The following is a 25,159-nucleotide window of genomic DNA, read 5'->3' as shown; positions in this document are numbered from 1 at the left end:
TTTTCATCGGCTACGTCAACCGGCCAGGCTAGCCCCAGGCGGGTTAGATTTTTATGCACCTTCAACCATAGCCGTTATTGCAGCCGTCTATAAAAATAGCAGCAGATTCCCATTGGTGATTGCTAAGGCGCTGTTTTTGATTGGTATCTGCAACGCTGCCCTCGATGCCCCGGGCAACCTGACCGGCATCCGCCCTAAGCATTTTCGTGTCGAACCGGCAGTGTGCGCCATACTAGCCACAAAGAGTGCAAGCTGGCTGAACAGGAGGCCATTATGTTGTTGCGAATTCAACCTGAAGTGGGCACATGGTATGAAAATACCGAACAGGAAACCCTGTTTGAGGTGGTGACTCTGGATGAAGAAGAAGGCACGCTGGCGATTCAGTACTTTGATGGTGAACTGGAAGAAATGGACATTGAAACCTTCTGGCAGCTGAGACTGCGCACCGTGGATCAGCCGGAAGACTGGGGTGGCCCCTATGAAGTGGACCAGGAAGATCGTGACGATCATGACTACAGTCAGCTGGCTGCCGCCGAGTCCGACCAGTACTTGCCCTTCGACGATTTTGAGAGCAAAGGCGTTCGCATCTACGACGATTACTAGGACGGCTGACAGCAAGCATCCTTCACCTTCACTCCACCTCGCCGACCGGAGCCGCAAGGCTCCCTCTTCTCAATCTGCTTGTTTTAACGGGTTTTTCTGTTTCAATTTTCAACTATGCTGTATATAATCACAGCACCTGTATAAAATAACAGTACGCAACCTGACGAGCAACACCATGGAAAAGCTGACCAAGCGCCAATCTGAAATTCTCGCCCTGATCAAAACCTATATCGAAGAAAGCGGCATGCCCCCTACCCGCATGGAAATTGCCGGCACATTTGGTTTTCGTTCCCCCAATGCCGCTGAAGAGCACCTGCGCACACTGGCCCGTAAGGGGTACATAGAAATGCTTCCCGGTGCATCCCGCGGTATTCGTTTGATCGGCCAGGATGACGACGCAGAACCCGGCTTACCGATCATCGGTCAGGTGGCCGCAGGGCAACCGGTTCTAGCCCAGGAAAATGTGCTGGGGCGCTGCGACGTGAACCCGGATTTTTTCAAACCGCGGGCAGATTATTTCCTTCGGGTTAAAGGCCTGAGCATGATGGATGCCGGTATTCTGGAAGGTGATTTACTGGCGGTTCACAAAACGGCGGATGCGCAGCGCGGCCAGGTGGTGGTTGCCCGCATCGGGGATGAAGTCACTGTTAAACGATTCGATCGAAAGCGCAATAAAATCATTCTGTTACCTGAGAATCAGGATTTCGAACCCATTGAGGTGGACAGTCGTAGTGATGATTTTGCGATTGAGGGCTTAGCAGTGGGTGTGATTAGAGACGGGATCTGATCCGGGTTTAATGTAAAACACCGGATACATCTTCGAATTCATCGGCGGCTGAAGAGGAATCCGTATGTTCTTCATGAGCTTCCAACACATGTCCATATACTTCACCCACGGCCTGCACACCCGCACTCACCATTGCCTTGCCGATATCCAGGGAATATTCAGACAGCAACACGCGAACCTCATCGGAAAACTTGATTTCCACCAAGGGTGAACCCACGCCGTCGGCACGACGTAAAACAATTTCACCTGAATCAAGTTCAACAATTTCTAAAAGAGAGGACATTCATTAAACCTTTAGCGTGGAAGTGTTTGAAGCAAATGAAAAAAACACTGCTTTTAGCAAATTACTCGGTAAAAAACAGCGAAAAATGCTATCCAATGGCGAGTGATACTAACATGTGTGACATTACCGCCACAAATAAATCACCCCGGCACTTGATATATAATTACTACCATTCAGACAGCAATTGCCTGATTTCTTCTATCAGGCTGGAAAGATTCTCATACCAATCATGCAGTTGCGTGAAGTCATCCGTTTCACTCACTACACGAACTTCTATGGCATTTAAATTCATCGTTTCCTTGGCCTGAGTGGTGGCATCGGGATCCACGGCATTGATGCGCTCCCACATCTTCATCATGGCCTGCAACCAGCTTCCGGATGTGGACTCAAGTTCATATACCCGCTCCAGCTCTGTAACGACTTTACCATTGGCACGGGCCTGCAGCAGCAGTTCCTGCAGCGATTGTGTCGCCACGTAGGACTCATCGTAGGTATTGGCCACTTCCCAGATAAACGCGCGGTAGGCTCCCACCAGATGGAACAAGCAGGACTGTCGATGCGCCATCAACAACGCTTTGCGATTCAATATGGACTCATCATTTTCTGTATTTTCAATGGCTTCCAGATAAAAGCGCGCAAAATACCGTTTTTGATTTGATTGACTAAGCTTATGTTTGGCCATGGAAACTGCTGACTCCTGTTAACTGGGCATATTTTACTAAGGAGCGAGGTAAACCACTAGCGGGATAAACCCCATTCTTTAACTATACTTGCTATAAAACGGGCACATCTTCTTAGTGTGCTGATTTAATAGCAGTTTTGAAGTTTTGTGGATAACAAGATAATGAAAATACTGTGGCTGGCCACCTTCATCATGAACCGGTTGACCTACAACTATAAGTTCATGTTAATCAGCATTCTCTTTATTTGTCCCATATTGTTACTCAGTACCCAGCTGTGGAATCAGATGGAAAGGGATCTGCAGATCACCGCCACTGAAGTCAAAGGGGTCAATGCGATCAATGAGTTGAACACACTCTCCGCAAAAGCAGCGGAACTGCGCGATGTCATGATGGCTTACAATTATGACCGCTCGGAACAAACCGCAAGCAAGATCTATCGATTGCGCAATGAGACCACTCAACTGTTGGATGTTTTCACCCAGCGTTATCAGGGCTCAAACCTGATCAAGCCCACCTTCCTGGAACGTCTGGCACAGGCAAAAAAACAAGCATTCAATGAGGATCTCGGTGCCCAGATTATGCTACGGGAGTACATGACCTCCTACGGCAGCCTGGTGAATGAAATTGACGCCATCGTATTTGAAATTGCAAAAGCCAGCGGCCTGGCCAACGACACCGATCCGAAGCTGGCAACCGAAATGGGAATCTATTTTGAAACGGTTCGCCCCCTGCTGACCCAGCTGGGCAAATTGCGTGGTTATGGCAACAACACGCTCAACACCCCTTATCTGGACAGCGCCACCTTCACCGAGGTGGACGCCAGCTTTTTCAATACTCAAACCCTGTTTGGCGAATTTAAAGAAACCATAGAGAAAATCCGTTCACAGAATAGCGAAAGTCCACTTCTGTCTGAAGCGCCCTTATTTATCGATGCCGTCGACAAATTACTGTTCCAGTTCAACGATCAAGTGGTGGAAGCCATTTCTGAACGGCAAACCTGGCAACAATACAATGCTATTGCCAGCAAGCTTATTGCTTCCAGTCAAGAATTCGAGAATGGCATCTTAAAGCGCGCGCTTGATGTGGTTCAATCCCGACTGGATGACAAGGAATTCAATCGCGTCATCATGCTCAGCAGCTTGCTGGCCTTACTGTGTGTCATAACCTATTTATACCTGGGGCTGTACGTCACACTGAGTAGCAGCATAAAAAACATGGTAAGCAATACCCGCAAAGTTGCGGATGGCGACATGACTGTCGAGGTGGAGAATAATACCCGGGATGAATTTGCAACCCTGATCGGCAACTTCAACGGCATGGTGAAGCAAATGAATCAGCTCATCAAAGCCTCCAGGGAAAGCAGCGACACGGTCACCAGCCATGCCCAACACGTGAAAGCACTGGCCGACACCAACACCGATATCGTGCGCCTGCAGACAGAAGAAACCAGCAAAATAAGTCATGCCATGGAAGAAATGTCCGCTGCGGCTGAAGAAGTGGCACGGGAAACGGAATTTACCGCCGGCGCAGCTCAGGATGCTGATGAAAGTGCCAGAGAAGGCCAGCAACTGGTGGTCGATGCCGTTAAAAGCTTTCAATCTCTGACGGGGAATATTCATGGTTCCATGCAGGTGGTAGAGCGCTTGGCCGAGCAAAGTAGAGGGGTAACGGATATCCTGTCGGTTATCAAAAGCATTGCCGAACAAACCAATCTACTGGCCCTCAATGCCGCCATCGAAGCAGCCCGAGCCGGTGAGCAAGGGCGCGGTTTCGCTGTGGTAGCCGACGAAGTGCGCTCTCTGGCACAACGCAGCCATGAAGCCACCGTGGAAATCGATGATGTGCTAGGCAAAATCCAGTCCGGTGTTCAGGAGGCGGTCACATCCATGCAGGTTAGTGTGGATGTCACCGAACATTCCGTCAGTACCGCCAATAACCTCACTGAAAAACTGGAAGAGATACTGCATGGCGTAAGCGCCATCAACTCCAGAACACAATCCATCTCAGCAACGACACTGCAGCAGACTGAATCGGTGAATCACGTGCTGTCGAGCATCCAGGCCATCAACGCCAGAGCCAAGGAAGCCGCCTCCGCCACCGAGAATTCCCAGCACTCCTCGGAAGAAATGCTGGTTTCACTGCATGAGTTGGTGGAAAAGTTGTCCCGTTTCAAGGTTTAGGATTAATCCATCCTGGGATCAGCGCAGGCGTTTGCGGTACCAGAAAACACCACCACCCAAGAGTAACAGGATGACCATCACTACACCCCAGGTATAACCGGATCCACTGGCCTGCACACCGTTGTTTTGCAATGATGCCGATGCCGGCTGCCCCGTACCTTCTGCATGAGCGGCCGCAATAAGACCAGAGTCCATCTCACCGGCAAAGAAGTCGGGATGCAACTGCTGCATTTTCTTATTCAACGCCTGCAGCTCTTCCTGGCGCGCCGGATCCATTGCTTCCCTATCCATCTCGGCCAACATGGCCGCTTCCATTTCTCGCTCAAGGCGCTCATCCTCAGGCATAGATTCCAACTCTTCGCCCCCCTGCTCCGGTGGTTGCCCGGCCGCAACACCCTCCCGTTCATAGGTTTCATCTACAAATGGCTGATCCGGATCGGAGCTTTCAAACGGAGCCAGATTGGCAAGCTGGTCCGGGGTATGATTCATTTGAATTTTTTCATCCACTGTCTGGGCAAAACCGGCTGGATCAGTGCTGGTGGCGTCAGGAAAAGTGTCTGTAACATTGGATATTTCCCCGATGCCCACCTCGCTCACTTCGCGGGTTTCAATGGTGACATTTTCAGATAATTGATTGGTGGTCAGTGCTTCATCTTCTATCTTTTCACCGGTAATGATCTGGCCATTGGCATCCAGGTAGATGCGCTGCCCTACCTCATTCACCACCATACCACCCAGGTATCGATAACGGCCCTGGGCGCACTGAACCAGAGGGCATGGATAGCGATTGTTGCCGGTGACCATTAACAGATCATGATCACCCACATCGAACAGCGGTTGACCCGGAATCAGCAGCACTTGACCGTTCTCGCTCTCTCCACCCATAAAGCGCAGGGTAACGGTATCGCTCTGATAGTTGCCTTTCAGAATTCGATTAATGTTATAGGTAACAAAGCGATAAGGTACTGCGGGATCAGACTCGTTCTCACGCTCGGCAAAACGGGTTTGCACATCCACCACCACCCCTTCAAACACCAATTGCGCCGCCACCACTTTTTCATCAACCGTACTGGCGTTTACAGTAGTGGAAAGCAATACGACGGCTGCGCTCGTCAACAAAAACTTAAACGTGGAAAACGGTAAAATACTGCGCACTAAATTCAATACGATATTCGGTTTCATGGTACGTTCCTGTCCTATAGCAATAACAACAAATCCATTAAAAAGAGAGTGCCGGCAATGGGCTGACACTCTCTTCAACGTCACTTAGTTCACACGAATGGAGATGTAAGTTCGGTTATTGGTTTCTGTTACTTCAGATAACGTACTGTCTTCATCGATGATAACCCCTAACCAATAGGTCTGGCCGGACACCAGATCAGCAGGTATGGTCACCGGTGCCTGGAAGGTAAAGACGGTATTGCGACCCAGGCCCATGCCGTTACGTCCACCAATACGGCGATCTCCGGTAGAGATATAATCATTGGTGGAAATAAAGTAGCCTACTTCCGTAGTCTGGTAGCTCTCACCGTTATTCTCATAACTGAACTCCACCAGATATTGCTGGCCTTTATTCACGTTATAACGGGGCTCACCATTCACGGTGGAGCTGCTGACCCAGCCGCCGCCACTGGTGCGGATGCGGGTACGGTCATGAGTACTGTACTCACCGCTGGCACCGGTTCGTCGCCATTGACTGACACCCAGATCCTGTACATTACCCGGATTGCCTCCATACAGGGCCACTGCACCGCTGGAAGCATCCTCACCAAAGTAGGCGCGAGCCGTGCTGCCATTGGCATGAATGTGATCCCAATCCTGCCCCATGACACTGTAAGTATTGGCAGTATGGCTAAGGCCAACACCATGCCCCAGTTCATGGATAGCGGTGGTACGGAAAGGTCGGCTGCCACCGCCATATGGCCACAGCACAGATTTGCTGTTGGAAGTGGTGTAGGCAACGGTATTGTCAAAGCGGATGTCCACTTCGGTGAAGCGACCGGTATTACAGTTCATCCACCAGTTGGCAATGGCCGGAGCACCAAACCCGTTAGACCACCAAATTTCGTTCTGGCCGTTATTGAAGCCAACACTGGTATCACCGTACACAATGCCGTAGTCGAAAGCAGAGGGGTTCTGATTTACCAGGCTGATACTGTTGCCCAATGCGGAGCGCCAGCTGCTACCGGATGGAAATCCGATGTCACTTGCACGCATGGTGGCACTGGTTCCAGACCAACGAATGTTATTTCCGTTACAGGTAATCAGAGTGTAAGCCTCTGCCGCACCGCTTACTGCAAAAGCCAAAGCGGCAGCACCACCGCAGATTGTTTTATTGAATTTCACTTTACAGTCTCCCTGTTGTGTAAAGGTTCCGGAACTGAATCCATTTCAGATTACCGGAGTCAAACAATTGAAATGCACAGCATCAGCAGCAAAAAACCCCAATTGCACCGGGCTGCTTATTTGCTGTAGTGAGCGTTGGGCTCATAAAAACGAGAGTCTTACTCTCGATGCAGGGACATAGTAACGGCAGGTTCCGAAAAAGACGGTGTACTTTGGCAGGGTCGTTAAGTTGATTATGGGGTGTTAAAAATGTGACGGGATAAACATTTCAAATACCAATGGAAGGCGCGGTAAAGCCCGGCACAGTGCCGGGCTTACTATGGTTCACTTGCTGTGGTTCGCTTACTTCTTCTTGGCTGACGATTTTTTAGCTGTTGCTTTTTTGGCCGTGGTCTTTTTGGCCGTACTCTTCTTTTTGGCTCCGCTTGTTTTAGCCGCTGTTTTCTTGGCAGCAGACGGTTTCTTCTCCACCCATTTGCTGCCGTCGTAGGTAGCGGACCATCCGGTGGCCTTGCCCTCGGCGTTTTCCGTCATCACGTACTGCGATTTGGTTTTGCGGCTGTAACGGATAATGGCTTTATTGCCCGCACCGTCTGTTTCCGGTGCCTGCAACAGGAAGTGGTATTTCGGATCCAGTTTATCCGCCACCGATTTGACTTCCTCCACCAGTGGCGCCCGGGTCTCCCGGTGTTTGGGGAACTGGCTGGCCGCCAGGAACAGTCCGGAGGCGCCGTCGCGCAACAGGAAATGATCATCGGATTTTTCACAGGCCAGGTGCGGCATGGGAATCGGGTCGGCCTTGGGCGGCGCCACTTCACCGTTGCGCAGCAGTTTGCGGGTGTTCTTGCAGTCTGCGTTGGTACAACCGAAGTATTTACCGAAGCGTCCGGTTTTCAACTGCATGTCGGAACCGCATTTGTCGCACTCCACGATGGGGCCGTCATAGCCTTTGATTTTGAAATTACCCTGCTCGATTTCGTAACCCTCGCAATCCGGGCTGTTACCGCAGATGTGCAGTTTACGTTTCTCATCGATCAGGTAATTTTCCATGGCGGTGCCGCATTTGGGACAACGGCGTTTTTCACGCAGGGCTTTGGCTTCGCTTTCGTCATCATCGGCATTGATGGTTTCCGAACCATGGATCAGGTTCAGGGTTTCCTTGCAACGCTCCTTGGGCGGCAGCGCATAACCGGTGCAGCCCAGGAAAACACCGGTACTGCCGGTGCGGATGGCCATGGGACGGGAACAGGCCGGGCACTCAATATCGGTCTCCACCGGTGGATTGGTGCGCATTCCACCGTCTTCGCTTTCGGCTTTTTCCAGCTTCTTGCTGAAGTCGGCGTAGAACCCGTCCAGAACCTGCTTCCATTCCAGCTTGCCCTCGGCAATCTCATCCAGCTGCTCCTCCATTTTGGCGGTGAAGCTGTAGTCCATCAGATTGTCAAAGTTTTCATTGAGGCGGTCGGTAACAATATCGCCCATCTTCTCGGCGTAGAAGCGTCGATTCTCCAGCTTCACATACCCGCGATCCTGAATCGTGGAAATAATGGAAGCGTAAGTGGAGGGGCGGCCAATGCCCTGCTTTTCCAGCTCTTTCACCAGGCTGGCTTCTGAATAACGGGCCGGCGGCTTGGTGAAATGCTGGCTGGGATCCAGTTTTTTCAGATTCAGGATTTCACCAATGGCCACATCCGGCAATTCAATGTCCTCTTCGGATTTTTTGGTGCCGGGCATTTTCACCGCCAAATGGCCATCAAATTTCAGAATCCGGCCTTTGGTGCGTAATTCAAAATTTTCGGCTTTCACCGTCAGATTGGTGCTCAGGTATTCGGCCGGCGGCATCTGGCAGGCCACGAAACGCTTCCAAATCAGGTCATAGAGGCGCTGTGCGTCCGTCTCCAGGCCGGACACATCATTAGCCAGCACACTTACGTCTGTAGGGCGAATGGCCTCGTGGGCCTCCTGTGCGCCTTCCTTGCTGGCGTATGAGAGAGGTTTTTCCGGTACGTAGCGGGTGCCGAAGTTGCCCTCTATGTAATCCCGCACATTGGCCACCGCCTCTGTACTGAGGTTGGTGGAATCGGTACGCATATAAGTGATGTAACCCGCTTCGTATAAACGTTGGGCCATCATCATGGTCTTTTTAACACTGAAACCCAGGCGGGTACTGGCTCCCTGCTGCAGGGTTGAGGTAGTGAACGGCGCCGCCGGACGGGACTTGGTGGGTTTGTCCTCTCGGCCGGCCACGGTGTAGGCCGCATTCTGCAATACCGCCAGGGCCTGATCGGTCTGCTCTTTATTAACCGGGCGGAAATTCTGGCCATTCTGCCTGGCCACCTGCAGCCGCAGTGCATCCTGTTTGGCGGTGGTGGTATCCGCATACACTTCCCAGTATTCCTCTGGAATGAAGGCACGGATTTCACGCTCACGCTCCACCACCAGTTTCACCGCAACCGACTGCACCCGGCCGGCAGACAAGCCGCGGGCGATTTTGGCCCACAACAATGGCGACACCATATAGCCGACAACACGATCGAGGAAACGCCGGGCCTGCTGTGCGTTCACCCGATTACCGTTTACGGTTCCCGGTTCCCGGAACGCCTCCTGAATGGCACTTTTGGTAATTTCATTAAACACCACGCGCTTGTAGCGATCCTCGTCGCCCCCGATCACTTCACGCAAGTGCCAGGCAATGGCTTCCCCTTCCCTGTCCAAATCCGTCGCGAGGTAAATGGTGTCGGCCTGTTCCGCCAGTTTCTGTAATTCGTTCACCACCTTCTGTTTGTCCGGCAGCACCTGATAGTTGGCTTCCCAGCCATGCTCCGGATCCACCCCCATGCGCCCGATCAAGGCACTGCGGGCTTTTTCCTTTTTATAGCGGGCCTTCTCTTCCGGTGCCATTTTACGGGTTAACGCTGCCTGCTTGGCACGCTCAGCCGGGTCTACCGTGGATTTTCCACTGCCGCTGGTGGGTAAGTCACGCACATGGCCCACGCTGGATTTCACCACGAAATCCTTGCCCAGGTACTTATTGATGGTTTTCGCCTTGGCCGGCGACTCCACGATTACCAGTGACTTTCCCATAGACTAGATTCCAACCTTACTGGCTAAAAAGAATTCAATTAGTATTTCAATCTTCAACGAAAGGGCGACATATATAAGAGGTGTCAGCCCTTGGGTCAAGGGAGCGTATCGCCACCTTGACTAATTTGTTTTTAGGATGGATTGTTGCTTTTTTCCAAATCTGGACCAAAACTTTTCCAACAGCAAGGTAGCAACCTCCTATTTTTCAATAACTTAGAAAACTGTCACAATTCAGTAATCTGCGCATTTAAGATACTGATGCGGCCTGTGGCCCGCCAAAAAATATTCAATCAAGTTGATCTGGAAACCATGCAATGGGACTGACCCGACCACAATTCAAGATCATCACGCTGTTTGCCCTGTTGACCCTGGGCGGTGTTTTCCCCGTTCAAGCGGATGAGAACGCCCTGCACAGAGCCCAGTTCGGGAGCCAATCCACCCTGCTGGCGGTGATCATCGATTTTGAGCGCTATCGCAATGGACTGGGTGATCGCCATCTCCACCAGCAGCTCGACACCCACCTGACCCGGTTCAGACAGCACTTTGAAACACTGAGTTCACTCCAGCCCAACCTTGCAGAGGCCCGGCGGGCAGCATTGAAACAACAATGGCAACGGGTGGCACGGCGCCTGGGTGCCTGGCTGGTGACCATTGAACAAGGGGGGTTCATAGACCAGGAAATCACTTACCAGTACCAGGAAGAGATGACCGCATTCTGGGATCAGCTCAGCACTCAAACCAGCTCCAGTGATCTGATCACGCCCTCTGAAGAGACCATTCTGCTATTGCAGCACAGCAATTTACGCTACCTCAATGCCCACTGGAAACTGGCACCCTATGCCCACCACCACCTTACAGAACTGGTTGCGCTGCTGGACCGGCAGGTTCAGATCCTGCAGCCGCGCACCACCGATTTACAACGCAAGTGGGCGCTGCTCAAACGGGCTCTGCTGCAGGAAGATCGCAGCATGGGCTTCATCGTCAACCGTTACAGCGGGGATTTGATTGAGCTGCTTGAGCCACCGCTGACCACTGATTTTTGATACTGCAGCGGCGTCGTGCCACTCCAATGACGAAAAGCACGGCTAAAGGCACTTTGCTCGGAATAGCCCAGTAACAGTGCTATCTCCGCCAGGGTTAAGTGCCGTTCTGCCAGATATTGCCGAGCCAATTGATAGCGAATGGCCTTCAGCAGCTCTTTGAACACCAGCCCCCGTTCCTGTAAGCGACGATGCAAGGTGCGCCGTGACATGGCCAGGGACCTGGCCACGGTTTCCAGCGTGGGCTCACCGCCCTGCACCGATTTCACCATGGCCTGTTGCAGGCGATCAAAGAAATCCACCTGCTGCGGCAATACCGATAGCAGCGTTTGCGCCTGTTGCTCCAGCAGCTGTTTGAGGGCCGGATCGCTGTTGGTCACCGACAATCGCAGATAATCCACCGGAAAATGCAATTCCAACTGCGGCTGGTCAAAGGCAATGGGGCACTGAACAAACTGCTGATACTCTTGCGTGGACAGCGGTGCTGCGCAGACAAAGTTAATCCGCGTAGGCTGCAGATCCGGCTGCCCGGTCATGGCTCTGAGATTGGCGATCATGCCCATCACCAACACTTCATCCGACAATTGGGTCGACGGCCCATACTGATTACTCCAGCACAGGCAGGCCTGATCGTGGCGTATTTCAAGGCGCGCGGTGTCACCATCATGCAGCAGGCGCTGATAACGCTGGAACCGCTGCAGGGCCTCAGCCACCGTATCGCAGGACAGGGTCAGATAACCCAGCACCCCCACATAGGCCGGTTTGATGGACTGCCCCAGCTCCATCCCCACCAGATGGCCGGGCAGGTGCTGCTGCAACTGCTCCAGTAAACGCCACCATTGCTGAAAACGCATGCGGCTGGCGGGCTGAAACTGCTTCAGCTCCCGTTCCAGCTCCGCTATTTGTAACTGATTGGCCGCCAGGTAATCCAACAACAGCGCGGCAAGATCGCCGCTTACATTCATATCCGCCAGTAAGGTAGGCACAACTCAGGTGTTCCTCGCACATTCGTAGTCATCACAACAGGCTGGCGGGAATTGTCAAAAATTAGGCCTGTCGGGTCAATCCCCAATGGATGAACGGCACTATAGTGAGCAGCATAACGACCACCCACTGGAAGCTTTTATGTCTGACGTTTTACACGCTGTTTTCTTTGTCTTGGCCTTTGGCGCTGTCTTCATTGCTGTCATTCTGCTGGAGGCAGGCTACATTCGCTGGCGAGGTCGCAGCGGGGTATATCACCTGCGGGAAACCCTGGCCAACCTGGGCACCGGGTTCTCGTACAAAATCGTCGATGGCATTGCCATTGCCCTGTTCATTCAGGCCTTTTACAGCTGGGTGTATCAGTTTGGGCTGCAGTGGAACCCTGCTCTCTCGGTTGGGAGCGTGCTGGTGCTGATTGTGCTGGTGGATTTTTGCTTTTATGTGCAGCATTACCTGATGCACAAAACACGCTGGTTCTGGGCCAGTCACGTTACTCACCATTCATCCGAACACATGAATTTTTCCACCGCGCTGCGGCAGAATTTCACCCATGCGTTCAACGGCGCCTGGATTTTGTGGTGGATTCCGGCCGCCTTGGTGGGTTTTGACAAGGATTGGGTATTGCTGGCCATTGAAGGCAATCTGGTCTATCAGTTTTTCCTGCATACCGAGCAGGTAAAACGGCTGGGCTGGCTGGAGACGTTTCTCAACACCCCATCCCATCACCGGGTTCATCATGGCCGCAATCCGGCGCAGATCGATACCAATTTCGGTGGCATTTTGATTATCTGGGACAAACTGCTGGGTACCTTCCGTGATGAGCGGGATGCGGGGCCCATTGTCTATGGCGTTACCCGGATGCCCGAGAAGCCCTACAACCCGGTGTACCTGCAATTGCATGAATGGGCCAGCCTATGGCGGGACCTGCGCACCTACCGGGACTGGCGCATACTGGTGAAACCACCGGAATGGGTGCGCCAACAATACCCGGATACCACATTCGAGCCGCAACAGCCCCCTAAACCGCCAGTAAGCGCTTGAGATCGTCCAGCAACTGCGTCACCTCGGCCTCATCGCCCCGCTCGTTCCAGACAATGGCGGCGCTGCGGGGCCCCAGCTCCAGCGCCAGAAAATCTTCCGTCTGCTGCTGCTGCCATTGTTCAATCAGTGCCTGCACCGCCGGTGGCGCGGTCAGGGTCACATCCGATGATTCCCACACCAGGGTGCCGTCCCGGGTTTTACGTTGCAGCCATTCTCCTTTCACCGATGGCCCGGTCTGGTCTTCCCTGGCCACCAACTGATAGCGGTACCAGCGATGGCCATCAATATGGGGATTGCGCTGCAGCTGAGCGTTGAACTTGGTATCCCGGGTCAGTGAAATGGGGCTGATGACCACATGCTCCGCCAACGCGCGCTGACGGATGCGGGCCAAACGCCGCTCCCGGGCCGAGGGCCGCAACATGAATACGGGCCCCAGAATAAATAACATCGCCAGCCCAATTATCAGGTAAACCATAAAACTGTATCCAACCTTTGACCAAAAACAACGCTTGAAATAAAAGTGCCGTGCATTATCTAATACATTCAGTGATTCACAAACCCCAACCGCACAAGGATCATCCCATGGGCCAATACAACCACATACTGCTGGCAGCCGATTTTAATGAAGAATCGGCAATCGTTGAGCAGCGCGCCGCAGCACTGCAGGCCACCTTTGCCGCCACCCTGAGCATTGTTCACGTACTGGAACCCATATCCATTGCCTACGGTGGAGAGTTTCCGGTGGACCTGGGGGATCTGCACAAGGAGCTGGAAAAACAGGCCATGAGCCAGCTGCGTGATTTGGGGCAACGCCTCAACGTGCCGGAAGAGCGTCAATACATGGAAGTGGGCATCACTGAGAAAGAGATTCTGCGGGTCGCTGAAGACCGGGCGGTAGACCTGATCGTAATGGGCAGCCACGGCCGTCATGGCCTGGCGCTGTTGTTGGGCTCAACCGCCAACGCCGTGCTGCATCATGCCAATATTGATGTGCTGGCGGTGCGGGTGAACAAGGATTCAAAATAAGCGGGCTTCACCGGTTGTTACTTCGATGGCGGGCGATTCTTCTGCGTCCGTCATCAGCGGTTTCACTTTCTGCAATTGCGACTCCAGGGAATAACTCACACTGGAGGACATATCCAGGAAACTGAGCAAGGCTTTCAGGTTCGAATCCCCTTCACAGGCCTCTTTCACCCGCCCCCAAAAGGCCTCATTCAAGGTCTGCAGCTCCTGGTTCAGGCTGATCAGGCCCTGCAATTCCCAATCCGGGCGTTGACCTGCCCGGTAGTTGAAATACTGTTTCAACAGATAAAGCGCGGTTGAGCGGATGATAAAGTCATCCTGGGACGCAAATGGCAGGTGATTGCGGGCGTTGGGCTTCAATTGCGTCAGGATCGGACAGGCGCTGGTGGCCATGATCAGCCCCATCAGAGAACGCAGGCCTTCCTCCAGCGCCGTTTCTTTTGCGTACTCACGCTCCGGAGTAACAACCCTGATCTTGGCCGTTTTTTGAGCAGGAAGGCGCTGAAAATCCGTGACCACCGCCGCCAGATCTACCGCTGCCGGGCAATATTGGCAGTCCTTTACCGTCAACGGGCAGTTGGGGCATTGGTTATGCTTGAGTTTTGCCCACTCCGGTACCTCCTGCCGCTGGGCGCTGAAATCAAATGAACGATCCACATCCACTTCATAGTGCAGCGAATTGCCTTCGATATCAAAACGATACTGAATTTTCATGGTCGGTTTCCCCTGGCCTGCATTCTAACAGTGTAGACGCGCCCACCCAGTATTCCAAAATACACTAGGTCAGCCTAACCACTTGATTGTAAACCTGGTGCCAAAATTCATGGGCGGCCGTTTTCCACTGCCAGATTTTCTGGGCTATGCTGACTACTTAGATAGAAATCATTCAGAAGCGATGTTTTTCACGCCACTGCAGGAGCGATCAGCGTGTCATTCGGATCTCAGTTGTCTAACCCTGGTTCCAGCTCAGTGAACCCTGACCTGGATTGGAGCCAAATCAAAGAAACCATTTCCATGCTGTGCCTGGCCATGGCTCAGATTGAGACGACCCTCACCGACAGCTCAAAATCGGTGGATGAGCTGTCGTCCACCTTTACCGGCATGGCACAGGATGCCAAAAAGGTGATGTCCCTGTGCGAACACGCAGACAGTTCCGAAAAATGGGAAACCCAGCGCAATGACATCATGAGCGCATCCCAGCAAATGCACCAGCAGATGCAGAGAGCCATTGTCGCCTTCCAATTTTATGACCGGCTCACCCAGAAGCTGCATCACGTGAACGAGAGCCTGACTCACCTGGGTGACCTCATCAGTGACACCACCCGCCTCTACAATCCGTCCGAATGGAGCCGCATTCAGCAGGAGATCCGCTCCAATTACACCATGGAATGCGAGCGCCTGATGTTCGACCATATTATGCAAGGCGCCACCATCCGTGAAGCACTGGAATTGTACCGTCACCAGTTTGAACAGACTGAATCCCTCACTGGCCCGGATGATGATTCCGAAGACGATATTGAGCTGTTCTGATTAATTAGCCGGCTTGATTGATTCATTTTGACGGTTTATTCCTGAATCACGTCACGCCAACACCTCTACCGGATCATCCACCCGAATCGTCCCCGCCGATCGTGGCACCATATTCTGGCCGAAGAACACCTCGCCATCCCTGGCACGGTACTGCTTCAGGGTGCGGAATACCTCCGGTTGCCGACTGGCATCGGCAGGGTTGATGGTGGGGATGGCGCAACGGGAACAGGGCTTCACCACGTCAAACACCATAGAACCCACCCGCAGCACCCGCCACTGATCCTCTGCCCAGGGGGCCCCACCGGTGACCACCACATTGGGGCGAAACCGTTCCATACCAATGTTCAGGCTCATGTGACTGTTCAGTTCATCCAGGGAGGATTGTTGTGTCAGTAACAGAGGATAGCCATCGGCAAAACTGACCGTATGACCAGGCCCGGCGTAATGCTCGTCCACCGGACGCCGGCAGTGGTCATCCATAAAAACCAGGCGGCAATCCCGGCCCAGCACCCGGCTCAACCAAACATTAATGGCCTCACTGCCCAACCGCGCCTCACACTGATCGCGCCAGACCTGCACCCTGATAAGCGGGCTTTCAACAAAATCCACCACCTCAAAAACCATCGGCTCACCCTGGGCTGCGGTTAAGGTCACACGGCCCTGATCCAGGCTGACCCGAATCAACGCCATGGCCGGCAACTGCCGCTGAGTGAGAAACTTTCCCGCCTCATCCACCACCATCCAGCGCCGATCCCAACGCAAACCAAATCGGTCAATGGCGCTTACCGCCACCGGCAACCCGCCCAACGACTTTACCGGGTGAATGTACAAACTGGCCACGTGCATGTTGAATGTTCCATCCCATCATCAGGTTGAGATCGAAAAAGACTAACCTATACTGTGCTAATAACCCATGGATTATATCTGATTTTCATAGTGTTTTTAGCTGGGGGGAAACCATGCGAATACTAACCGGACTGATATGCATTGCCGCTCTGAGTGCCTGCGGCGATTCCAAATTTGCGGATATGCCGCAGTCTGAATTACAGGAGCGTTATTCCCAATGTGAGAACGCGTCCAGCCTTTCCCCCGGCGGGGCCATTACCTGCGACAATATTCGTCGGGAGTGTGAACGCCGTGCCGAGGACAAAGGCCGCAAAGTCTGCTATTAACCACAGGCCCCTGTTCTCGGGCTGCTGTCTGACTGCGCCTCACCGCCGCTTCTTTACCGGGCAGCAGATTCATACAGTACCAACGCTTCGCCTTCCCCCGGCAACGCTGTGCGCTCAAAGCCGTCCGGGGTCCAATAGATGATTACAACATCGTCCATATGCTGACTATCCAGCGTTAACTCAAGGTGCAGAGGGTGGCCGTCTTCATCCAGTTGCTTGATCTCCAGGCGCATCCCGTCCGTCGTCACCACCTGCCCTACCGTTAACGGATCCCGGGACAGATCGCGCACCGACTGTTCAAATTCATTGATCATGCCCTTCTCAGACAGAATCTGTAATCGGTTCTGACCAACACGCTGAACAGTAAATTGCATGGCATCAGAGGACATCAACCACAATCGCTCCGGTAGTGTTGCTTGGTGGGCAAACCGCATGGGGGATGTGGCCAGCGCAATGGGCATATTCAGACCAAATAACAACACACGATCCTGCTCACTCTCGATGGGCATGCGCTGCGTCACGTGTAACGCCATCAGTCTGGTCCAGATCCAGGGACTGTAACTGAAAATCGGCATCAACAGCGGTGAAATCACCAGGTGGATCGCAAACAGGATATAGGCACCCACGCGAACAAAGCGCGACGTCACCAGATTCGATAACACCGCTTCAAACAACAGGCCCAACAAGCCGGAGGCACCGATCCCCACCATCAGTAAATTGCGGTCCGCCGGAATGGAGGCACTGATGGGGGCCGCCGCGAACAGGCAACCCAGAGCCCAGAAACGTGCCATGGGCGATTGCATGAGAATGGGCAACACAATGAGAGATACCAGCGCCAGGCACAACAGGGCCACAATGGAAAACACCAGCATGCCATCGGGATTGAAGCCAAACACATCCGCCGGCACCAGGCCGAATTGAGCGAACAACAATACCGGAATGCGCTCCCCCAGCTTGCTGGCGAAAATCAGCGGCGATTCCAGGGGATCGATGTAATTGGTATCGGAATGATTGGCTCCGAAATGACCCACCTTATACAAGACCCACCAGCTTACGCTGACCAGCACATAGGGCCATAACGCCAATAAGGCTCGCCTGGGACCGGCTTTATCCACCATCAGGGCATAGGCACCCAGGTACCCGCAGGTGCTGATGCCGATCTCACCACTGAACAAACTGCACAGCAACCAAAACAGGCTCAATACCAGGGCCTTGCCGCCGCCGGATTGCCGCCAATCCAGATAGGCCAGCAAACACAGCACACCAAACAACGCGGCCATAATGGCATTACGATTGGCGATCCAGCTCAGTGTCAGGCCGTGGCTGCTATCCCACATGAACAACGCCAATCCGGCAATGGCCGCCAGCGGCTGCATGCCGGTTCGGCAATACAATCGGTACAGTCCGGCTCCCAACCCCAGATACCAAACCAGACTGTGTACGTGCATCAATAACGCTACATCACGCCACAAGGCATGATCCAGCCAATGGCTCAACTCTGCCAGTGGCCGCCAGAACTGGTAACGGAAACCTTCATAGGTCCACCAGGGAATCACCCCCAGATCCATCAACACCTGCGTGCGGTGAGGGGTCGCATCCACCCAGGAGAACAAACCGAATAATGACCAATCCCGCGCTTTGGGAATATCAATATCAGGGTGCAGCAAGGCATAGTGAATGTAATCGTCACCCAACCAACCGGAAAATAATGCAGGCAGTGTGAGCACCACGGTGAGAACCAATACCCAATGTGGTTTTTCTCTCAGTTTATTTAAATACTGCATGACAGAGCTCACTTACGCGGACACTACCCGGCTTGTTCTGACTCTCTATATTTGACTGCGCGATGGATAAATGGAAAGTAAAAACGGCGTTTTTTTCCATTCAATAACCAGCCAATCCCCGTGGAACGCACAAAAACCTGATACGTGATCAAACTAATCGCAAAGGTTATCAACAATACCAACCCAAACTTGAGGCTGTGATGAACGGACCAGTGATCGATCCACATCGGCACTGCCACCGTAATGGGTAAGTGCACTAAATACACCCAATAGGAGGCCTCCGACAAATACCGGGCCCTCGCACTGAAATGATCACACAGGCGTTTGTAGACAGCCAGGATAAACCAACACACCAGCGCATAATACAGGCCGAGAAACAAGGCGCCATACCAAACAAATGCCTGAGGATCTTCCGGATTCCGTGCTGCGGTAATACTCACAATGATCACAAACACGATCAGCGAGAGAATAGTGAATAACAGTAAACGCCCCCAATGGGCAATGCTGTTAAAAAACGCCTCGCGCATGTGATAGGCAACCATCCCCGTGCCGAAAAACAACGCATACTGGACAAAAGCCGGATTCAGAATATCCAAACCCACCGGTGCTTCCAGCATATAGCTGCCGTTGATCACATGCACCAGTGCCAGCACCAAACCCAGCGCCCACGGCAACATTTTGGCGTTTTTTGCATATTGCTCTGCAGTAAAAAACCGGTTTAACAGCCATTGCAGGGGAATGGCCGCCAACACATAAAAATACAAATAGTATAAAAACCACAGATGGTAGAGCCGTATGCTGTGGTCAAACTCGACGTCAATTCCCCGCAGCGCCATCAGCTCGGCACCATGGCTATACAGGTGGTTACAGTAAATAATTATGGGGCCGGCAAACACCAGCAAAGGCAACAGAACCCGTTGGGTTCGGTTCTTCAAGAAGCCCGTATTGCCCCGCTTGCTGATCAACATCGCCGCAAACAACCCGGCCACCAGAAAGAACACCTGCATACGAAAACTGTGAATCACATTAATGATCACCGAATACAGTACATGAACGTCGACGGACTTATAGGGCCATAACTCCCCGGCAGGAAAATTGTTGTAGCTCCCTGCTGCGTGTAACACGATTCCCAAAAGCATCATATGGGAACGCACTTGGTCAAGGAAGTGTATTCTCCGATCCATGGTAAAAACCTACATCCACATCTTTATGTGCGTTAACTGGTTGATATTATTGTAATAACAAACAGACGATCTGAATTAATTGTACGGCCAGTTGCTGTAGCAGCATACTGGCCGCGTATTATGACGTTTACTCCAGCTCTAATACAACTACTGCACCAACCCCATATCTGACGCCTGATTTCACTGCAGACAGAACCTCAAAAAACAATACTGGTGCCCTCGGCCGGCACTTCGGCCGAAATACCCAACTTATCGAGTAATTTCTGCTGCAATACCTGCAATGCCTCGGCCTCGCCATGCACCAGATAAAAACGGGTAGGCTGCTTGAAGTTGGCGGCCCACTCCAACAGCTGCGACTGTCCGGCATGGGCTGAAAAACCACCCAGGGTATGCACTTTCGCGCGCACATAAAAATCGGAGCCAAACATTTTTACGTGTTTTTCCCCTTCCACAATTTGCCGCCCCAATGTGCCCCGGGCCTGAAAACCGGGAAACACAATATGACATTCATTACGCCAGATATTGTGTTTCAGGTGATGACGAATTCGACCACCATTACACATCCCACTGCCGGCAATAATGATGACGCCATCCTTGATGCGGTTGATGGCCATGGAATCCTCGGTACTTTCCGTCAGTGTCAGCATGGGCAGGTAGGACTTGGGATCATCCCCCAGCTTGACGGATATCTTCTTCAGATCCTCCGGGTCCAGCAGGTCCATATATTCTGTATACAAACGGGTTACTTCGATACCCATGGGGCTATCCAGAAAGATGCGCTGTTGGGGGACTTTACCCTGCTTGTATAACACCCCAAGATGAAACAGCATCTCCTGGGTGCGGCCCACGGCAAATGAAGGAATCAACACATTGCCCTTGTCCTGGCTGGCCTGCTGCAACGCCTCGCCCAATTCCTCCAGTGTATTGTCCATGGTACGGTGATCCCGATCGCCATAGGTGCCTTCCATCAGCACCACGTCGGCGTCCGTCACGATTTCCGGATCTTTCATTAACACCGCATCGGGATTACCCAGATCCCCGGAAAACACCAGTTTCTTGTGGCGGCCTTTTTCTTCCAGCTGCAGCTCCACAATGGCAGAACCGATAATGTGGGCGGCATCCCGAAAGTAAAGTTTGACATGGCCGTTGACGCTGCGGGTTTCGTGGTAGGGAACCCCTTTGCAATGCTCCAGCACATGCAGCACATCGTCCATATCATACCAGGGCTCGATTTCGGGCTTGCCGGCCCGCTTGCGACGCCGGTTCTCCCATTCCACATCCCGCAAATGCAAACCGGCGGCGTCTTCCAGCATAATGGCCAACAGATTGCGGGTGGCTTCGGTACAATATACCGGCCCCTTGTAGCCTTCCTTGAACAGCCTCGGCAACAGGCCACTGTGATCCAGGTGACCGTGGGACAAAATCACCGCATCCAGCTGTCGCGGGTTAAAGGGAAACGGCTCCCCATTACGACGCTCTGCCTGTCTGCCGCCCTGATGCATGCCGCAATCCAGCAGGATGCGCAGCCCCTCGGTTTCGATCAGGTGGCAGGAGCCAGTGACTTCCTGGGCAGCGCCCCAAAAGGTAAGTTTTGCCATGATTCATTCCTTCTGTTTTCGCCCAAGATAGCACAACCTGCTCATTTACATCGTGTTTTACATCATGGTTTAAAAGCCCTTGCCGCCCCCGAAATACTGTATATAATTACAGTATCGCAACCTGTATGAGAGCCGCAATGTCCGCTGCCAAGCCACAGCTAAACACCATCCTGCATCATCCGGCCATCTGGCGGGCGGCGGATGGCATGCGCAGCAAACAGTGCCGACAACAGGATTTTGCAACCGTTGCCACAGGCTACCATGCACTGGATCAGGTACTGCCGGAAGGCGGTTTGCCCGTTACCGGCGTTACCGAAATCCTGTGCCCCCACTGGGGTTGTGGCGAAGTAGAACTGGTCTCCTCAGCACTGGCCTCACTCAGCCAGCAAGCACGCTGGCTGGTGTGGGTCAACCCTCCCTGGATGCCCTATGCACCGGCACTCATGCAACAGGGAATAGCACTGGAAAACACGCTGGTTGTACACAGCCAGCAAGACAAAGACACGCTCTGGGCCATGGAACAGTGTCTGTCTTCGGGTGCCTGCAGCGCCGTACAGGGCTGGCCCCGCAACCCCACGCCACAACACATTCGGCGCCTGCAACTGGCCGCCCAGAAAGGCAACAGCCTGTGCCTGTTGATGCGGCCCCAGGCACAGATGCAGCAACCCTCCCCGGCACCACTGCGCCTGGAGATGGGCCCTCTGCAGCAAGAGCTCCAGGTACGGGTGGTAAAATGCCGTGGCCACTGGGGATCACCCTGGTTGCGCCTGGCCCGCCCCGGCCTTCATTCATCCACCACACTGCATGGCAACGCCCCGGCCGCTGCACACAAGCCGGCCGCCACACTGCCCACCCGTCCGGTCGGGGCCTGCACAACGGGTTTCTATTCCGCACCCCATTCCGGAGGCTGAGATGCTCTGGGCCTGTCTGCATTTTCCCGCACTGGCGCTGAACCTGGTGGAACAAGGAGCCCCTGCCGCACAACCACTGGTGGTGGAAATTACCCGCAAACAGCGCCGACTGGTGCTGTACGCCAATCAGCCTGCGCTACAATCAGGCATTGTGCCCGGCATGACCATTCCCACAGCACAAGGCCTGGTGCGGGATCTGCAATGCCAGCCCTATTCTCCCGACGGCGAACAACAGGCACTGCAACAACTGGGGCACTGGGCCTATGAATTCACCCCCCACATCCGCCCCCATGGGCAGAACAATTTACTGCTGGAGGTCAGTCACAGCCTGAAACTGTTCAATGGGCAACAGGCTCTGGCACAACAGCTTCTGCAACAGTTGCCTGCGGGATTCACGCCCTTCAGTCTGGCCTTTGCCGACACGGATATGGCAGCACTGCTGTTTGCCCAGGCTCACGAAAGCAGTAATCGGGCGCTTTTTTTTTCACTGCAGGATGTGCATGACTACGATGTACAGTGGCTGGATATCGCCACCGCGCAAAAGGAATTGCTGTACAGTATGGGGATCAGAACCGTAGGCCAGCTGCTGGCCTTGCCCCGCGATACCCTGGGCAAACGTTTTGGTGACGCTTTCACCCATTACCTTAATCTGCTCACCGGTGAACGCAAAAGCCCCCTGCCCCACTGGAACCTGCCGCCACAGTTCCAGACTGAGCTGGACTTTGTGCAGGAACTGGATAATGCCCAGCATCTGCTATTCCCCATCCGCCACCTCTTGAGCCGCCTGGAACATTATCTGTATGCCCGGCAGTCTGCCGTCAGCCGTTTTCTGTTTTCCCTACTGTTACGTAGCCGCCAGACACAATCATGGCCCATTGAACTGGCCACCCCCATGCACCGTTTGGCCGATATTCTGCCTCTGGTTCAACTTAAACTGGAAACATTACAACTGGCAGCACCCGTGCTGACGCTGCGGCTCAGGGCAGATCAATTCCATGGGCTGCATGTTCAGCAGCGAGATCTGTTTCGCCCCCAGCAGCCGGATCACATTAGCCGCTACCAATTGGTGGATCGACTGCAGACACGGCTGGGAAAACAACAGGTACACAGCCTGGGCATGGTGTCGGATCACCGCCCGGAGCACTGTTGGTACTCGGCGACACCGGGGCAGGGCCAGGCACTTCAGCATCCCTCGGAGCAGCGTCCATTCTGGCTTTTGCAGCATCCACAAAAACTGCGCAGCAAAAAGGGATTACCGGTTTACCACGTTCCGTTGCAACTGCTGAAGGGGCCGGAGCGCATTGACACCGGCTGGTGGGATAATACTCCGGTAAACCGGGATTATTACATTGCGCAACAGGGTAATGGCCAACACCTGTGGGTATACCGGGATCGGGATAACCAGGACTGGTTTCTGCACGGACTCTTCTCGTTATAACCATGGAATGGCCGTAAGCCGGATTGCAATTTGCAACAGTACTTCACTTGGCCTGATTTTGCTGATGCAGTAATCTGCCGGAAGCACGCGACAAAAAGAACAAAAAGATGAACAAAAAAACAACCGATGCAGCCATGACCATTCCCGGTTTATGGTCAGTAAAACGCAATTTCAAGGCCCTGACCGACGACAGCTCTGACACCTTTTATCTGATTAATGGCCTGCGATTTTTCGGCATGGTCTGGATACTGCTGGCTCACACCATCTTTGTGTACAGCCTGTACAACGGCAAAGAGGTTTTCTTTCAGTCGCTGGAGGATGCCCCCTTCTATCTGTGGTGGATCTGGAATGCCGACAAGGGCGTTGACCTGTTCTTTGTGGTCAGTGGTTTTCTGATCAGCCTGATGCTGCTGAAGGAGCAAAACAAAACCGGTGATATTCAGTTAAAACGGTTTTATTTGCGCCGCTACCTGAGGCTTACACCACTGTATGCCGTGATTGCCATTATCTTTTGGGTAAGCGGTGCCCGTAATCACGAATGGATCTGGGCCAACCTGCTTTACGTCAACAATTTTCTGCATCCGGACAACATGGCCCTGCAGTGGACCTGGACGCTGGCGGTGGAAGAACAGTTCTACCTTTTATTGCCTTTGATTCTGATTTTCATTGCCAAATCGCCCCAGCGGTCGTTTATGAAAACCATGCTGGGCCTGCTGGTGTTGTCACTGCTGATCCGGGCGGGTGTGCTGTATTACTACCAGGAACTGTGGAACGGTCATTACCGGGATATGCTATCCGATAAAACCGTCTCCATGATTTTCTATGGCAAGCTGTACGACAACCTGGCCACCCGCTTTGGTCCGCTGATCGTGGGAGTGATCGCCGGTTATGGTTACTGCTTCCATCAACAGGCCATTCGCCACTGGGCCTGCGCCACACCTTATCGTCCGCTACTGCTGAACCTTCTGAGTATGGGCACCATTGTGTTTTTTATGCACTTTCCCATCATGGAATCCCGCTTCAGCGAACCCGGTAACGGGTTACGCCTCTACCTGATCTGCAATCGCACGTTATTCAGCATCGCTTTTGCCTGGTTTTTGATGTCTGCCTTTCTGCAATTGAGCCACGCACGGCTCTTTTCCTGGTTTTATTCCCTCAGAATCTGGCACCCGTTGGGGCAGCTGACCTATTCCATTTATCTGTTGCACCTGATCGTCATTCTGCTGGTGGTACACCCGCTCAACCAATATGTCCACACCCTGGAATTATCGCCAGCCCAAGCCATGCTCACCACCGTCAGCCTGGGGGCCTTTCTGTCTCTGATTGTGACCATCATTCTCGGCGTGCTGTGCTGGCTGCTCATTGAAAAACCGTTCCTCAATATGCGGGAACTGATGGCTGTCAATCGCGGTGCCACCAAACCCACCCCCATGGAATCCAGGGCCTGATGCGGGCAACATAAAGCCAAAGACATAGACCCACTCCATG

General features: G+C 53.1%; 22 protein-coding genes and 1 pseudogene. 11 read left to right on the top strand and 12 right to left on the bottom strand.

The window, feature by feature from the left end:
• Window positions 1-273 precede the first annotated feature (273 nt).
• Together D9N13_RS16655 and lexA are read left to right on the top strand one after the other, a co-directional pair.
• Window positions 274-603 carry a DUF6763 family protein gene (locus D9N13_RS16655; RefSeq protein ID WP_290592366.1) on the top strand — a complete coding sequence of 110 codons (330 nt, stop codon included), beginning with the start codon at window positions 274-276 and terminating at the stop codon, window positions 601-603.
• Between the two features lie 175 nt (window positions 604-778).
• A complete protein-coding gene (lexA, locus tag D9N13_RS16650) occupies window positions 779-1,390 on the top strand; it encodes a transcriptional repressor LexA (protein ID WP_290592364.1) in 612 nt (203 codons plus the stop codon).
• A 7-nt stretch (window positions 1,391-1,397) separates the two neighbouring features.
• Here the strand turns inward: lexA and D9N13_RS16645 are convergent, their stop codons facing one another.
• Window positions 1,398-1,673: a hypothetical protein gene (locus tag D9N13_RS16645; RefSeq protein WP_290592362.1), complete on the bottom strand. Its 276-nt coding sequence runs from the start codon at window positions 1,671-1,673 to the stop codon at window positions 1,398-1,400.
• Between the two features lie 166 nt (window positions 1,674-1,839).
• On the bottom strand, window positions 1,840-2,355 hold the full coding sequence (locus tag D9N13_RS16640) for a DUF6586 family protein (RefSeq protein WP_290592360.1): 516 nt from the start codon (window positions 2,353-2,355) through the stop codon (window positions 1,840-1,842).
• A 162-nt stretch (window positions 2,356-2,517) separates the two neighbouring features.
• Between D9N13_RS16640 and D9N13_RS16635 the strand changes: the two genes are divergently transcribed.
• The gene (locus D9N13_RS16635; RefSeq protein ID WP_290592358.1) at window positions 2,518-4,536 is read left to right on the top strand and encodes a methyl-accepting chemotaxis protein; all 2,019 of its coding nucleotides are present in this window, start codon (window positions 2,518-2,520) and stop codon (window positions 4,534-4,536) included.
• A gap of 18 nt (window positions 4,537-4,554) precedes the next feature.
• Here D9N13_RS16635 and D9N13_RS16630 read toward each other — a convergent pair whose 3' ends face one another.
• From D9N13_RS16630 to topA, 3 genes and pseudogenes are all read right to left on the bottom strand, one after another.
• Window positions 4,555-5,718, bottom strand: coding sequence for a hypothetical protein (locus D9N13_RS16630; RefSeq protein WP_290592356.1), 1,164 nt, complete (start codon window positions 5,716-5,718; stop codon window positions 4,555-4,557).
• Window positions 5,719-5,802: 84 nt separating this feature from the next.
• Complete coding sequence (locus D9N13_RS16625; RefSeq protein WP_290592354.1) at window positions 5,803-6,882, bottom strand: matrixin family metalloprotease; 1,080 nt, start codon at window positions 6,880-6,882, stop codon at window positions 5,803-5,805.
• Window positions 6,883-7,326: 444 nt separating this feature from the next.
• Window positions 7,327-9,966, bottom strand: a pseudogene (gene topA, locus D9N13_RS16620) (type I DNA topoisomerase); the annotation flags it as partial.
• A 314-nt stretch (window positions 9,967-10,280) separates the two neighbouring features.
• On the opposite strand from topA, the gene D9N13_RS16615 reads away from it, so the two are divergent.
• Entirely contained in the window at window positions 10,281-11,009 is a 729-nt protein-coding gene (locus D9N13_RS16615; protein WP_290592351.1) for a hypothetical protein, read from the top strand.
• On the opposite strand, the gene D9N13_RS16610 is transcribed toward D9N13_RS16615, so the two are convergent.
• Window positions 10,955-11,992: an AraC family transcriptional regulator gene (locus D9N13_RS16610; RefSeq protein ID WP_290592349.1), complete on the bottom strand. Its 1,038-nt coding sequence runs from the start codon at window positions 11,990-11,992 to the stop codon at window positions 10,955-10,957. The two genes, D9N13_RS16615 and D9N13_RS16610, sit on opposite strands and share 55 nt — an antisense overlap.
• Before the next feature lie 139 nt (window positions 11,993-12,131).
• Between D9N13_RS16610 and D9N13_RS16605 the strand changes: the two genes are divergently transcribed.
• Window positions 12,132-13,031, top strand: a complete 900-nt coding sequence (locus tag D9N13_RS16605; RefSeq protein ID WP_290592347.1) for a sterol desaturase family protein — start codon at window positions 12,132-12,134, stop codon at window positions 13,029-13,031.
• On the opposite strand, the gene D9N13_RS16600 is transcribed toward D9N13_RS16605, so the two are convergent.
• Entirely contained in the window at window positions 13,009-13,506 is a 498-nt protein-coding gene (locus D9N13_RS16600) for a hypothetical protein (RefSeq protein WP_290592345.1), read from the bottom strand. The genes D9N13_RS16605 and D9N13_RS16600 overlap by 23 nt on opposite strands.
• Before the next feature lie 107 nt (window positions 13,507-13,613).
• Between D9N13_RS16600 and D9N13_RS16595 the strand changes: the two genes are divergently transcribed.
• A complete protein-coding gene (locus tag D9N13_RS16595; protein WP_290592343.1) occupies window positions 13,614-14,057 on the top strand; it encodes a universal stress protein in 444 nt (147 codons plus the stop codon).
• Here the strand turns inward: D9N13_RS16595 and D9N13_RS16590 are convergent.
• Window positions 14,049-14,768, bottom strand: coding sequence for a DUF6901 family protein (locus D9N13_RS16590; protein ID WP_290592341.1), 720 nt, complete (start codon window positions 14,766-14,768; stop codon window positions 14,049-14,051). The genes D9N13_RS16595 and D9N13_RS16590 overlap by 9 nt on opposite strands.
• A gap of 213 nt (window positions 14,769-14,981) precedes the next feature.
• Between D9N13_RS16590 and D9N13_RS16585 the strand changes: the two genes are divergently transcribed.
• Window positions 14,982-15,584, top strand: a complete 603-nt coding sequence (locus D9N13_RS16585; protein ID WP_290592339.1) for a hypothetical protein — start codon at window positions 14,982-14,984, stop codon at window positions 15,582-15,584.
• A gap of 51 nt (window positions 15,585-15,635) precedes the next feature.
• Here the strand turns inward: D9N13_RS16585 and D9N13_RS16580 are convergent, their stop codons facing one another.
• Window positions 15,636-16,430 (bottom strand): MOSC domain-containing protein, encoded by a 795-nt coding sequence (locus tag D9N13_RS16580; protein WP_290592337.1) that lies wholly within the window; start codon window positions 16,428-16,430, stop codon window positions 15,636-15,638.
• A gap of 113 nt (window positions 16,431-16,543) precedes the next feature.
• Between D9N13_RS16580 and D9N13_RS16575 the strand changes: the two genes are divergently transcribed.
• Window positions 16,544-16,756, top strand: a complete 213-nt coding sequence (locus tag D9N13_RS16575) for a hypothetical protein (protein ID WP_290592335.1) — start codon at window positions 16,544-16,546, stop codon at window positions 16,754-16,756.
• 53 nt (window positions 16,757-16,809) lie between these two features.
• On the opposite strand, the gene D9N13_RS16570 is transcribed toward D9N13_RS16575, so the two are convergent.
• The 3 genes from D9N13_RS16570 to D9N13_RS16560 all read right to left on the bottom strand — a co-directional run bounded on the left by D9N13_RS16570 (window position 16,810) and on the right by D9N13_RS16560 (window position 21,322).
• Window positions 16,810-18,540 carry a hypothetical protein gene (locus tag D9N13_RS16570; protein WP_290592333.1) on the bottom strand — a complete coding sequence of 577 codons (1,731 nt, stop codon included), beginning with the start codon at window positions 18,538-18,540 and terminating at the stop codon, window positions 16,810-16,812.
• Between the two features lie 23 nt (window positions 18,541-18,563).
• The gene (locus D9N13_RS16565) at window positions 18,564-19,724 is read right to left on the bottom strand and encodes an acyltransferase family protein (RefSeq protein WP_290592331.1); all 1,161 of its coding nucleotides are present in this window, start codon (window positions 19,722-19,724) and stop codon (window positions 18,564-18,566) included.
• Window positions 19,725-19,921: 197 nt separating this feature from the next.
• Window positions 19,922-21,322 carry an MBL fold metallo-hydrolase RNA specificity domain-containing protein gene (locus D9N13_RS16560; protein ID WP_290592329.1) on the bottom strand — a complete coding sequence of 467 codons (1,401 nt, stop codon included), beginning with the start codon at window positions 21,320-21,322 and terminating at the stop codon, window positions 19,922-19,924.
• Between the two features lie 137 nt (window positions 21,323-21,459).
• Between D9N13_RS16560 and imuA the strand changes: the two genes are divergently transcribed.
• From imuA to D9N13_RS16545, 3 genes are all read left to right on the top strand, one after another.
• Entirely contained in the window at window positions 21,460-22,233 is a 774-nt protein-coding gene (imuA, locus tag D9N13_RS16555; RefSeq protein WP_290592327.1) for a translesion DNA synthesis-associated protein ImuA, read from the top strand.
• Window position 22,234: 1 nt separating this feature from the next.
• The gene (locus tag D9N13_RS16550) at window positions 22,235-23,671 is read left to right on the top strand and encodes a Y-family DNA polymerase (RefSeq protein WP_290592326.1); all 1,437 of its coding nucleotides are present in this window, start codon (window positions 22,235-22,237) and stop codon (window positions 23,669-23,671) included.
• 107 nt (window positions 23,672-23,778) lie between these two features.
• The gene (locus D9N13_RS16545; protein WP_290592324.1) at window positions 23,779-25,119 is read left to right on the top strand and encodes an acyltransferase family protein; all 1,341 of its coding nucleotides are present in this window, start codon (window positions 23,779-23,781) and stop codon (window positions 25,117-25,119) included.
• The last annotated feature ends 40 nt before the right edge of the window (window positions 25,120-25,159 follow it).

Source organism: Ketobacter sp. GenoA1 (assembly GCF_003671475.1).
Classification (GTDB): domain Bacteria; phylum Pseudomonadota; class Gammaproteobacteria; order Pseudomonadales; family Ketobacteraceae; genus Ketobacter.
The sequence above is the reverse complement of the archived record's forward strand: the minus strand, read 5'-3'. Positions and strand labels throughout refer to the sequence as shown.

Bases quoted from the DNA above. Each gene is read 5' to 3' on its own strand.
- D9N13_RS16655 (WP_290592366.1), top strand. From the start codon at position 274: ATGTTGTTGCGAATTCAACCTGAAGTGGGCACATGGTATGAAAATACC.
- lexA (WP_290592364.1), top strand. From the start codon at position 779: ATGGAAAAGCTGACCAAGCGCCAATCTGAAATTCTCGCCCTGATCAAA.
- D9N13_RS16645 (WP_290592362.1), bottom strand. From the start codon at position 1,673: ATGTCCTCTCTTTTAGAAATTGTTGAACTTGATTCAGGTGAAATTGTT.
- D9N13_RS16640 (WP_290592360.1), bottom strand. From the start codon at position 2,355: ATGGCCAAACATAAGCTTAGTCAATCAAATCAAAAACGGTATTTTGCG.
- D9N13_RS16635 (WP_290592358.1), top strand. From the start codon at position 2,518: ATGAAAATACTGTGGCTGGCCACCTTCATCATGAACCGGTTGACCTAC.
- D9N13_RS16630 (WP_290592356.1), bottom strand. From the start codon at position 5,718: ATGAAACCGAATATCGTATTGAATTTAGTGCGCAGTATTTTACCGTTT.
- D9N13_RS16615 (WP_290592351.1), top strand. From the start codon at position 10,281: ATGGGACTGACCCGACCACAATTCAAGATCATCACGCTGTTTGCCCTG.
- D9N13_RS16605 (WP_290592347.1), top strand. From the start codon at position 12,132: ATGTCTGACGTTTTACACGCTGTTTTCTTTGTCTTGGCCTTTGGCGCT.
- D9N13_RS16600 (WP_290592345.1), bottom strand. From the start codon at position 13,506: ATGGTTTACCTGATAATTGGGCTGGCGATGTTATTTATTCTGGGGCCC.
- D9N13_RS16595 (WP_290592343.1), top strand. From the start codon at position 13,614: ATGGGCCAATACAACCACATACTGCTGGCAGCCGATTTTAATGAAGAA.
- D9N13_RS16590 (WP_290592341.1), bottom strand. From the start codon at position 14,768: ATGAAAATTCAGTATCGTTTTGATATCGAAGGCAATTCGCTGCACTAT.
- D9N13_RS16580 (WP_290592337.1), bottom strand. From the start codon at position 16,430: ATGCACGTGGCCAGTTTGTACATTCACCCGGTAAAGTCGTTGGGCGGG.
- D9N13_RS16575 (WP_290592335.1), top strand. From the start codon at position 16,544: ATGCGAATACTAACCGGACTGATATGCATTGCCGCTCTGAGTGCCTGC.
- D9N13_RS16570 (WP_290592333.1), bottom strand. From the start codon at position 18,540: ATGCAGTATTTAAATAAACTGAGAGAAAAACCACATTGGGTATTGGTT.
- D9N13_RS16565 (WP_290592331.1), bottom strand. From the start codon at position 19,724: ATGGATCGGAGAATACACTTCCTTGACCAAGTGCGTTCCCATATGATG.
- D9N13_RS16560 (WP_290592329.1), bottom strand. From the start codon at position 21,322: ATGGCAAAACTTACCTTTTGGGGCGCTGCCCAGGAAGTCACTGGCTCC.
- imuA (WP_290592327.1), top strand. From the start codon at position 21,460: ATGTCCGCTGCCAAGCCACAGCTAAACACCATCCTGCATCATCCGGCC.
- D9N13_RS16550 (WP_290592326.1), top strand. From the start codon at position 22,235: ATGCTCTGGGCCTGTCTGCATTTTCCCGCACTGGCGCTGAACCTGGTG.
- D9N13_RS16545 (WP_290592324.1), top strand. From the start codon at position 23,779: ATGAACAAAAAAACAACCGATGCAGCCATGACCATTCCCGGTTTATGG.